Source organism: Roseomonas rosulenta (assembly GCF_016106005.1).
GTDB classification, from domain to species: domain Bacteria; phylum Pseudomonadota; class Alphaproteobacteria; order Acetobacterales; family Acetobacteraceae; genus Neoroseomonas; species Neoroseomonas rosulenta.
In genome coordinates this window covers 1-9,403 of the sequence record NZ_JACADR010000176.1, presented here as the reverse complement: position 1 = coordinate 9,403, position 9,403 = coordinate 1, and the positions used below count along the sequence as shown (strand labels likewise).

Below are 9,403 nucleotides of genomic sequence, written 5' to 3'. Positions count from 1 at the left end.
CGGCGGCGGCGGCGCGTAGTAGGCGCGCGGCGGCGGGCCCCAGCCACGGCCAGGATGGCCGCGCCAGCCATCGCCGGCCTGCGCCAGCGACGGCGCCGCCAGGACGCCGAGCGCCGCGAGCGCGGCGCTGAAGCCGATGGTCCGGAGCGTCGTCATGATCCCGGTCCTCCTCATGAGTTGGATATTAATGCCGATCTGGGGCGGAATCGGGGCGGTTGCGCCGGATCACGACCTTGTGTCAAGCGGCGCCGAAGACCCGTGCGAAGACCGTGTCCACGTGGCGGAAGTCGCGCTTCGGGTCCATCGCCGCATCGATCGCCGCGGCGTCGAGCCAGCGCGTGACCTCGGCATCGGCCAGCAGGTTGGCGCGGAAGTCGTGCGCGCCGGGTGTCCCGAGCGCCTGCCAGGTCGCCATGGCGGCACGCTGCACCGCGGCATAGGCGTCCTCGCGGCTCATGCCCGCCTGGGTGAGGGCCAGCAGCACCTTCTGGCTGTGCACCACCCCGCCCAGGGCGTCGAGGTTCGCCTGCATGCGCGGCGGATAGACGGTGAGCTTCTCCATCATCCCGGCCAGCCGCATGAGCGCGAAGTCGAGCGCAATGGTCGCGTCGGGCGCGATGACGCGCTCCACGCTCGAATGGCTGATGTCGCGCTCGTGCCACAGCGCCACGTTCTCGAGGGCGGGTGTCACGTAGCCGCGCACGAGGCGTGCGAGGCCCGTGAGGTTCTCGCTCAGCACCGGGTTGCGCTTGTGCGGCATGGCGGAGGACCCCTTTTGGCCGGGGTGGAAGAATTCCTCCGCCTCGCGCACCTCGCTGCGCTGCAGGTGGCGCACTTCGGTGGCCAGGCGCTCGATGGCGCTCGCGACCAGCGCCAGGGCGCAGAAGAAGGCGGCGTGGCGGTCGCGCGGGATCACCTGCGTGCTGACAGGTTCCACCGCCAGGCCGAGGCGTTCCGCCACGAAGGCCTCGACGCGCGGATCGACGCTGGCGAAGGTGCCCACGGGGCCGGAGATGGCGCAGGTGGCGACCTCGGCGCGCGCGGCCACCAGGCGCGCCCGGCCCCGGGCGAATTCCGCGTAGTGACCCGCCAGCTTCAGGCCGAAGGTGGTGGGCTCTGCATGGATGCCGTGGCTGCGCCCGACCGTGGGCGTCATGCGGTGCTCCATGGCGCGGGTGCGCAGCGCGGCCAGCACCGCGTCGACGTCGGCGATCAGCAGGTCCGCCGCGCGCGTCATCTGCACCGCGAAGCAGGTGTCGAGCACGTCGGAACTCGTCATGCCCTGGTGCATGAAGCGCGCCTCGGGGCCGATTCCCTCCGCCATGAAGGTCAGGAACGCGATCACGTCGTGACGCGTGACGCGCTCGATCTCGTCGATGCGCGCGACCTCGGCCTCGCCGATCGCGGCGGCGCGGGGCTCGCCCTTCTCGCGGATGATGCGCGCCGCGTCGGCGGGGATGGTGCCGAGCCCGGCCATCGCCTCTGCCGCCAGCGCCTCGATCTCGAACCAGATGCGATAGCGCGTGGCGGGCGACCAGATGGCTTCCATCTGCGGGCGGGAATAGCGCGGGACCATGGGCGGCGGGCTCCGTTCGGCGGCGGCGCACCCCGTTTGGCGCGCCCGGGCACCGCGCGCAAGCGGCGCCAGCGGGGTTGCCCTGCGGGAAAAGGGTCGGTATTGCCGCTGCTCCGCAAAGCGCAAAACGATCCGCCGGGGGCGTCCGCTGCATGTTGGAAATGATGCCCGAGTGGCTCCAGCCACTGGCCATGGTCCTGTTCATCGACGTCGTCCTCGCGGGCGACAACGCCATCGTGGTGGGCATGGCCGCGGCCGGCCTGCCGGCGGACCAGCGACGCAAGGCGATCTTCTGGGGCATTATTGCCGCAACGGTGATGCGCATCGCCTTCGCCTCGATCACGGTGCAGTTGCTCTCGATCGTGGGCATCGTGCTGGCCGGCGGCGTGCTGCTGCTCTGGGTCTGCTGGAAGATGTACCGCGAGCTGCGCGACGGCGGCGCTCATGGCCACGACACCACCGAGCAGGCCGAGGGTGTCGATGCGCTCGGAGGCGAGGAAACCCCCGGCGCGCCCCGCAAGACGCTGCGCCAGGCAATCATCCAGATCCTGGTCGCCGATGTCTCCATGAGCCTCGACAACGTGCTGGCCGTGGCCGGCGCGGCGAAGGACCATCCCTACATCCTGATCATCGGCCTCGCGGTTTCGGTCGTGCTGATGGGCGTGGCCGCCACGCTGATCGCGCGGCTGCTCGACAAGCACCGCTGGATCGCCTGGGTCGGCCTGCTGGTCATCCTGTATGTCGCCTTCCAGATGATCTACGAGGGCACGCACCAGGTCGCGACCGCCGTGCCGGAAGCCTATGCCTATCTCTTCTTGCCGCTGGGCTTCCTGGTGCCCGCCATAGCCGGTGTCTTCCCCGTCTGGCTCTGGGTCGGCGCCACGCTGATGCAGATGGTCATCTACACCACCGTCATCACCGCGGTGGCAGGGACGGTGCGCGACCTGATGCGGCCGCGGGCGAGTGCCTGACGACCGGCCCCTGCGGCAGTCTGCGCCGACGGCGGCCAAGCCGGTCGCCGGCGGAACGGCCCGCCCTGGCCCCGTGACGAACGCCGGAGGGCGCGCGGCACCACGCTGTGTTGCCATCGCCGCGATGCTAATCATTGGCGCCTGCGCGGCGCTCGACGAATCCCAGCGCCCGTCGCTCGAGGCCATCGCTGCGCGCATGCCGGCCGAGATCGCCGGCTTCCAGCGCGGCGAGACGCTGCAGCGCCCGGCCGATGTGCTGACCCTGGACTACGCCACGCCCAACCGCGCCGCTGTCGCGACGGTGCTGGTCTTCGGGACCGGCGGGCGGTCGGTTCCCGCGGACCCCGCTTCGGCCGAGCTCGACCGAGAAGTCTCCTCAGCAGTCATGGAAGTGACGGAGGCGCCGCAGGGGCGCACCGGCCGCCGGCTGACCGAGCGCAGCCGCGTCACCATCGCCGATCCGGGGCTGCGCTGCGCCGTGATGGAGGGCGCCTTCGGCCGCGCGCCCGTGACGCGTCATGTCTGCGTCGGCGCCGCCCAGGGGCGCATGGTCAAGGTGCAGGTCACCATGGCCACGAGCCGCACACCGGCTGCCGATGCGACAGCCTTCGCGGCCGAAACCCTTCGGGCGGTGCGCGGCCGCTGAACCGGGCGGCCGCGCTCAGCGCAGGCAGCGCAGGAAAAGGGTCGAGGCGTGCGCGACCTCGCCGATCTCGGCCGCCGTGCGCACCGTCCCGGTTCCCTCGAGAAGCGGCTGCACGCCGTGCTCGCGCATGAAGTCCACCGCCTCGGTGTGCTTCACGGCGAAGTTCACGTTCTGCGGAATGTCGCCGGTCGCCTGCGCGATGCGCTGGGCGTTCAGCTTCGAGACGATGACGCCGACGACATGGCCGCGCAGGTCGAGCAGTGGTCCGCCGGAATTGCCCTGCTGCACAGGCGCGCTGATCTGGATCTGCCGGGGATTGTCCTCGATCCCCGCCAGCGCCGAGACGTCGCCGGTGGTCAGCGTCGGGCCCGAGGAGAGCAGGCCGGCCAGCGGGAAGCCGTAGGTCACCACAGCCTCGCCGCGGCGCATCTCGGCGGCACGACGGAAGGGCAGCACGGGCCCGGCATCGGCATCGGTGCGCAGCAGCGCGAGGTCACGCTGTGTGTCGGCGGCGATCACCGTCGCTGCGATCTCCTGGCCGTTGGGCAGCCGCGCCGTCATGGCGGCGCAGCCATCGACCACGTGCTGGTTGGTCATGATCTGCCGTGGCGCGACGACGAAGCCGGTGCCTGAGGACACCTGTCGCCGCGGCCCTGGCGGCGTGGCACCCTGGCCTGGCGCCGCGGCCTGGCCCGGCCCCGTCGCGCCGAGCGGCGGCGGCTTGCTGCGTGGCAGAGCGGCCATCTGCCCGGGCGGGGCCTGCGGCGCCTGCCCGAATCCCTGTGGCGGCTGTCCGACGCCCGGACCGGGCTGGCCAAAGCCGGGTGGGCGGGTAGTGCCGCCGAGCGGCGGCGGCTTGTCACGCGGCAGCGCGACCTGCGGCGCCGGACCCGGGCGCTGCGGTGGCGGCGCGACCTGCGCCGGCGGCGGAAGGTTGCCGAGCGAGCCGGAAGGCTTCTGCGCGGCAACAGGCAGCGCCGCGAGCAGCGAGGCCAGCGCAAGGGCAGGGGGCGTAGAACGCATCGCGGAAGGGTGCCGGCACGCCGGCCTTGCGGTCAACGGCCGCCGCGCGTCCTGGCGCAGGCGGCACGAAGCGCTTCAGAGCAGGCCTTCCCGCCGAAAGGACAGATGCCGGCCGTTCCCCACCACCAAGTGGTCATGCAGCACGATGCCGAGGCTGGTCGCCGCCGCCTTGATCTCCTGCGTCATCTCGAGGTCGGCGCGCGAGGGCGTGGGGTCGCCGGAGGGGTGGTTGTGCACCAGGATCAGTGCCGTCGCCTGCAACTCGAGCGCGCGCTTGACCACCTCTCGCGGATAGACCGGCGTGTGGTTGACCGTGCCGCGGGCCTGGGCCTCGTCGGCGATGAGGCGGTTGCGGGTGTCGAGGAACAGCACGCGGAACTGCTCGACCCTTTCGCGGGTGAGCGCGGCAGTGAGGTAGGCGAGCAGGCGGTCCCAGTTGTCCAGCACCGGGCGGTCCATGACTTCGGCCCTGGCGAGGCGCAGTGCCGCGGCCTGCACCGTGCGCAGCGCAGCCGCGCCGGCCTCGCCCAGGCCCTCGACCTCCCGCAACTCCTGCAGCGGCGCGGCGATGGCATTGGCGAAGGAGCCGAAGCGGGCCAGTAGCGCGCGGGCGATCGGCTTGGTGTCGCGGCGCGGCAGGGCTAGGAACAGCACCATCTCGAGCAATTCGTGGTCGAGCAGCGCCTCGGGGCCGGCCCCGAGCAGCTTCTCGCGCATGCGGGCGCGATGGCCGAGATGGCCTGGGGCCTCCTCCGGCGGCTCGATCACTTTCAGCAGGCCGGGCATCGCCTCGGCCAGTCCGGGTTTCCTGCGCATGCGCCTCGCTGCCGGCGAAGGGCGCCGGACGTGATGGACGCTAGCGAATATCTACTACAAGTTGAACAACTGTCTCACGCGCCGGCGTAGGGGCGGTGCAGCCCGGCGGGGGAGAGGGTGAAGATCTCGGCCCCCATCTCGGTCACGCCGATCATGTGCTCGAACTGCGCCGAGAGCGAACGGTCGCGCGTCACGGCGGTCCAGCCATCGTCGAGGATCTTCACCTCGGGGCGGCCAGCATTCACCATCGGCTCGACGGTGAAGAACATGCCCGCGCGCAGCTTGGGCCCTTCGCCAGGGCGGCCGAAATGCAGCACGTTGGGCGCCTCGTGGAAGTGCCGCCCGATGCCGTGGCCGCAGAAATCCCGCACCACCGAGAAGCGGTGCCGTTCGACGTAGACCTGGATGGCATGGCCGACATCGCCGAGCGTAGCACCCGGCCTGATAGCGGCGATGCCCTTCATCATGGCCTCGTAGGTCACGTCCATCAGCAGCCGCGCCTTGGTCGAGGGCGTGCCGGCCACGAACATGCGGCTGGTGTCGCCGTACCAGCCATCGAGGATGGCGGTGACGTCGATATTGACGATGTCGCCCTCGGCCAGGACGCGGTCGCCCGGGATGCCGTGGCAGACGACATGGTTGACCGAGGTGCAAGAGGATTTGGTGTAGCCGCGGTAGCCGAGCGTGGCGGGCACGGCGTTATGGGCGACCATGAAGTCGTGGCATAGTCGGTCGATCTCGCCCGTGGTGACGCCGGGGCGCACATGCTCGGCGATCATGTCGAGCGTCGCCGCGGCCAGGCGGCCGGCCTTGCGCATCCCCGCGAAGTCCTCGGGGCGATGAATGGTGATGCGGCGCGATTCGCCGCCCTGCTGCTCCATGGTCGGGTCCGGATCGGGGCGTGACGTGGGGTAGAAAGATGCGCCCCGCCCCCCTTGGTTGCAAGCGCGCCGGCTACAGGCCCGCCTTGTCGCCGGCGCGGTGCTCGACCGTGCCGAGCGCATCGGCGAGGCGCGCCGTGGCGCTGCCCGGGCGCGCGGGCTTCGATTGCGTGGCGGAAGGGCCCCAGCCGGTCAGCATGAGGAGGCGCAGCGTCGCAGGCATGACCGCGCCGTCCGCGGCCAGGCGGGATGCCGCCAGGGGGAACAGCGCGCGGGGCGGGATGCGCCCGTCGCGCGCCAGGACCGCATTGCCTTCCCCCGCGGCGCGCAGGTCGGCCAGCAGTGCGAGCGGGCTGCGGTAGCGCAGGGCGATCTCCTCGGCATCCGCCACGGGCAGCGCGAAGCCGGCACGCTGTAGCAGCGCCGCGCCGTCGCGCAGGTCCGGAAAGGGCGAGACGCGCGGGGAGAGGCCACCGCGCAGCGCGACCTCCGCCTCGGCGAGCGCCCCGCGCAGTTCCTGCAGTGTCGGCAGGCCGGGCAGGGCGGCGAGGAACAGCCCGTCGGGTGCCAGCGCGCGGCGGATCTGCACCAGCGCGCCGGGCAGGTCGTTCACCCAGTGCAGCGAGAGGCAGGTGACCACGAGGTCGAAGGCGCCCTCGCCGAAGGGCAGCCATTCCTCGTCTGCCGCGACCGCCATCCCGCCGGCGCGCGCCGCCATGCCCGGCGAGAGGTCGGCCGAGACCACGAAGGGAATGCCCCGCGCGGCCAGGCGCGGCGCCACCACGCCGCGGCCGCCGAGGTCGAGCGCGCGGGTGAAGCGATGCGTCGTGTCGTCCAGCCGGTCGAGCAGCCGGTCCGCGGCCTCGGCCAGGATGGGCTCGACACGCTGCACCGTGGCGGCTGCCCGGTCGCGCCGGCGGCGGACCAGGGCGCGGTCGAAGACCTGGGCGGGATCGCTCATGCGCGTCAGATGCGCCCGGGGCTGCCGCGGGGCAAGCCGCTTTGGCCGCGGGCACGAACGGGACTAGCGTGCCCGCCACGGCAGGAAGATGGGACAAAGACCGCCATGGCGAAGCAGATCGACGCCGCCACGCTGAAGCGCCTGATCGGGGAGGGGCGGGAGCTTGCCATCCTCGATGCACGGGAGGAGGGGGAGTTCGGGCGCTCGCATCTGTTCTGGGCGATCCCGTGCCCGCTGTCGAAAATGGAATTCCGCGCCCGTGCCCTGCTGCCGCGGCGTGCGACGCCCGTTGTCTGCGTCGATGGCGGGGAGGGGTATGCGGCGCGGCTTGCGGAGTATCTCGAATCGATTGGCTGCACGGATGTCGCGGTGCTGGCCGGCGGCACGCCGGCCTGGGCGGCGGCCGGGTATGTCGAGTTCTCGGGCGTGAACGTTCCCTCGAAGGCCTTCGGCGAATGGGTGGAGCATCACTACGAGACACCCTCGGTCGATCCCGCCGAGCTGAAGGCGATGATGGACAGCGGGCTCGACATAGTGGTGCTGGACAGCCGCCCGATCGACGAATTCCGTCGCATGACGATTCCGACCGCGGTGAACGTGCCGGGCGGCGAGCTGGTCTATCGGATCGGCGAGTTCGTCACGCGCCCGGAGACCACCATCGTTGTGAACTGCGCCGGGCGCACGCGCTCGATCCTGGGCGCGGAATCGCTGCGCAGCGCGGGCGTGCCGAACAAGGTGGTGGCGCTGCGCAACGGCACCATGGGCTGGGAGCTGGCCGGCTTCTCCTGCGACCGCGGCCGCACCGACCGCTATCCGGAGCGAACGCCGGCCGGCATGGAGGACGCCTTCGCCCGCGCCGACCGCTTCGCGCGCAAGCATGGCGTCACCTTGGCGACCCGCGCCGAGTTCGAGCGCATGCAGGCGGACGGATCGCGCACCACCTACCTGCTCGATGTGCGCGACCCCTCGGAATTCGCCGCTGGTCATATGATCGGCAGCCGCTCGGCGCCCGGCGGGCAGCTGGTGCAGGCGACCGACCAATGGGTGGCAGTGCGTGGCGCGCGCATCGTGCTGGTGGACGACACCGGCGTGCGTGCGCGCATGACCGGCGGCTGGCTGCGCCAGCTCGGCGGCTGGGAGGTGGTGGTGCTGACCGATGGCCTGTCCGGCCGGCTGGAGGAGGGCATCTGGGCGCCTGAATGCCCGGAGGCCAAGGCCATCCAGGTGCCGCATGTCAGCCCGGCCGAACTGGCGGTGCTGGCAGCGGAAGGCGCGGCGCAGGTGGTCGATCTGGCGCGGTCGATCGACTTCCGCGACGGACATGTGCCGGGCGCGCTCTGGGGCATCCGCACGCGGCTCGATCGGCTCGCGCCGCGCCTGACCGGCGACCGGCAGGTCGTGGTGGCTGCCCCCGAGGAAGCCCAGGCGCGGCTCGCTGCCGCCGAGCTGCGCGGCTTTGCCCGCGCCCCGGTGAAGGTGCTGGCCGGCGGGACGCGCGCCTGGAAGGAGGCCGGCTTCCCGATGGCCGCCGACCGCCGCGACCCCGAGGATGCCGCGTGCGTCGACTTCTACCTGCGCCCCTACGACCGCAACGAGGGCATCGAGGAAGCGATGCACGCGTACCTCTCCTGGGAAATCGACCTGGTGCACGAGGTGGCGAAGGACGGCGACGCCCCCTTCGGCGCCTGGCCATGACGCCCGCGTGACCGCGCTGGGGCGGCTGCAGGGCTCGCTGCGCAGGGCTTCCGGGCGCGTGCTGGACGTGCTGCTGCCGCCGCGCTGCCTGGCCTGCGCGGGGGAGGTGGCCGAACAGGGCACGCTGTGTGCCACCTGCTTCACGGGCCTGTCGCCGATCAGCCCGCCCTTCTGTGCGCGCTGCGGCGTGCCTTTCGCCCATGGGGAGGGCGAGTCGCTCTGCCCACGCTGCGCGGCGCGCCCGCCGGCATTCGCCGCGGCCCGCGCGGCGCTGCGCTACGATGCCGGGGCGAAGCGACTGATCCTGCCCTTCAAGCACGCCGACCGGACCGAGCTCGCCTGGCCGCTGGCGCGGCAGATGGCGCGGGCGGGGGCAGGGCTGCTCGCGCGGGCCGAGCTGATCGTGCCGGTGCCGGCGCATTGGCGGCGGCTGCTCGGGCGCCGCTATGACCAGGCGGCGCTGCTGGCCCGCGCGCTGGGGCGGATCGCGCAGCGGCCCGTGGCACTTGACCTGCTGCGCCGTCGGCGGCGCACCCCGCCGCTGGCGGACAAGGGCGCGGCGGATCGGGCGATCACGGTGCAGGGCGCCTTCGCCCTGGCGCGGAAGGGCGGGGCGCTGGTCGCGGGCCGGCGGGTGCTGCTGGTGGATGATGTGGTGACATCGGGCGCCACGTCCGAGGCCTGCGCGCTGGTGCTGCTGGAGGCGGGGGCCCTGGCGGTCGAGGTGCTGGCCGCCGCCCGCGTGCCGGACCCGCGGCTGCGGGACGCGTAGCGGGGCGCTGCCTGGCAGCGAGCGGGGCGGCCAGGCAAGCGCCTACTCGACCTGTAGGGCGC

Annotated in this window: 8 protein-coding genes and 1 pseudogene; 4 read left to right on the top strand and 5 right to left on the bottom strand. The window is 72.4% G+C overall.

The window, feature by feature from the left end:
- Positions 1–238: 238 nt before the first annotated feature.
- Entirely contained in the window at positions 239–1,576 is a 1,338-nt protein-coding gene (purB, locus tag HW578_RS18145) for an adenylosuccinate lyase (protein ID WP_198372059.1), read from the bottom strand.
- A 152-nt stretch (positions 1,577–1,728) separates the two neighbouring features.
- Between purB and HW578_RS18140 the strand changes: the two are divergent.
- Both HW578_RS18140 and HW578_RS18135 read left to right on the top strand, forming a co-directional pair.
- A pseudogene (locus tag HW578_RS18140) lies at positions 1,729–2,367 on the top strand (TerC family protein); the annotation flags it as partial.
- A 304-nt stretch (positions 2,368–2,671) separates the two neighbouring features.
- Positions 2,672–3,193 carry a hypothetical protein gene (locus HW578_RS18135; protein ID WP_198372055.1) on the top strand — a complete coding sequence of 174 codons (522 nt, stop codon included), beginning with the start codon at positions 2,672–2,674 and terminating at the stop codon, positions 3,191–3,193.
- 15 nt (positions 3,194–3,208) lie between these two features.
- Here HW578_RS18135 and HW578_RS18130 read toward each other — a convergent pair whose 3' ends face one another.
- From HW578_RS18130 to HW578_RS18115, 4 genes are all read right to left on the bottom strand, one after another.
- Positions 3,209–4,216, bottom strand: a complete 1,008-nt coding sequence (locus tag HW578_RS18130) for a S1C family serine protease (protein ID WP_198372054.1) — start codon at positions 4,214–4,216, stop codon at positions 3,209–3,211.
- Positions 4,217–4,291: 75 nt separating this feature from the next.
- Positions 4,292–5,002: a RadC family protein gene (radC, locus tag HW578_RS18125; RefSeq protein ID WP_232479088.1), complete on the bottom strand. Its 711-nt coding sequence runs from the start codon at positions 5,000–5,002 to the stop codon at positions 4,292–4,294.
- 104 nt (positions 5,003–5,106) lie between these two features.
- A complete protein-coding gene (gene map, locus HW578_RS18120; RefSeq protein ID WP_198372051.1) occupies positions 5,107–5,913 on the bottom strand; it encodes a type I methionyl aminopeptidase in 807 nt (268 codons plus the stop codon).
- 73 nt (positions 5,914–5,986) lie between these two features.
- Positions 5,987–6,874 carry a methyltransferase domain-containing protein gene (locus tag HW578_RS18115; protein ID WP_198372050.1) on the bottom strand — a complete coding sequence of 296 codons (888 nt, stop codon included), beginning with the start codon at positions 6,872–6,874 and terminating at the stop codon, positions 5,987–5,989.
- Between the two features lie 105 nt (positions 6,875–6,979).
- On the opposite strand from HW578_RS18115, the gene HW578_RS18110 reads away from it, so the two are divergent.
- Positions 6,980–8,569, top strand: coding sequence for a rhodanese-like domain-containing protein (locus tag HW578_RS18110; RefSeq protein ID WP_198372048.1), 1,590 nt, complete (start codon positions 6,980–6,982; stop codon positions 8,567–8,569).
- A 7-nt stretch (positions 8,570–8,576) separates the two neighbouring features.
- On the top strand, positions 8,577–9,341 hold the full coding sequence (locus HW578_RS18105) for a ComF family protein (RefSeq protein ID WP_369407920.1): 765 nt from the start codon (positions 8,577–8,579) through the stop codon (positions 9,339–9,341).
- The last annotated feature ends 62 nt before the right edge of the window (positions 9,342–9,403 follow it).

Excerpts from the sequence above, each read along its gene's own strand:
- purB (WP_198372059.1), bottom strand. The coding sequence starts at position 1,576 with ATGGTCCCGCGCTATTCCCGCCCGCAGATGGAAGCCATCTGGTCGCCC.
- HW578_RS18135 (WP_198372055.1), top strand. The coding sequence starts at position 2,672 with ATGCTAATCATTGGCGCCTGCGCGGCGCTCGACGAATCCCAGCGCCCG.
- HW578_RS18130 (WP_198372054.1), bottom strand. The coding sequence starts at position 4,216 with ATGCGTTCTACGCCCCCTGCCCTTGCGCTGGCCTCGCTGCTCGCGGCG.
- radC (WP_232479088.1), bottom strand. The coding sequence starts at position 5,002 with ATGCCCGGCCTGCTGAAAGTGATCGAGCCGCCGGAGGAGGCCCCAGGC.
- map (WP_198372051.1), bottom strand. The coding sequence starts at position 5,913 with ATGGAGCAGCAGGGCGGCGAATCGCGCCGCATCACCATTCATCGCCCC.
- HW578_RS18115 (WP_198372050.1), bottom strand. The coding sequence starts at position 6,874 with ATGAGCGATCCCGCCCAGGTCTTCGACCGCGCCCTGGTCCGCCGCCGG.
- HW578_RS18110 (WP_198372048.1), top strand. The coding sequence starts at position 6,980 with ATGGCGAAGCAGATCGACGCCGCCACGCTGAAGCGCCTGATCGGGGAG.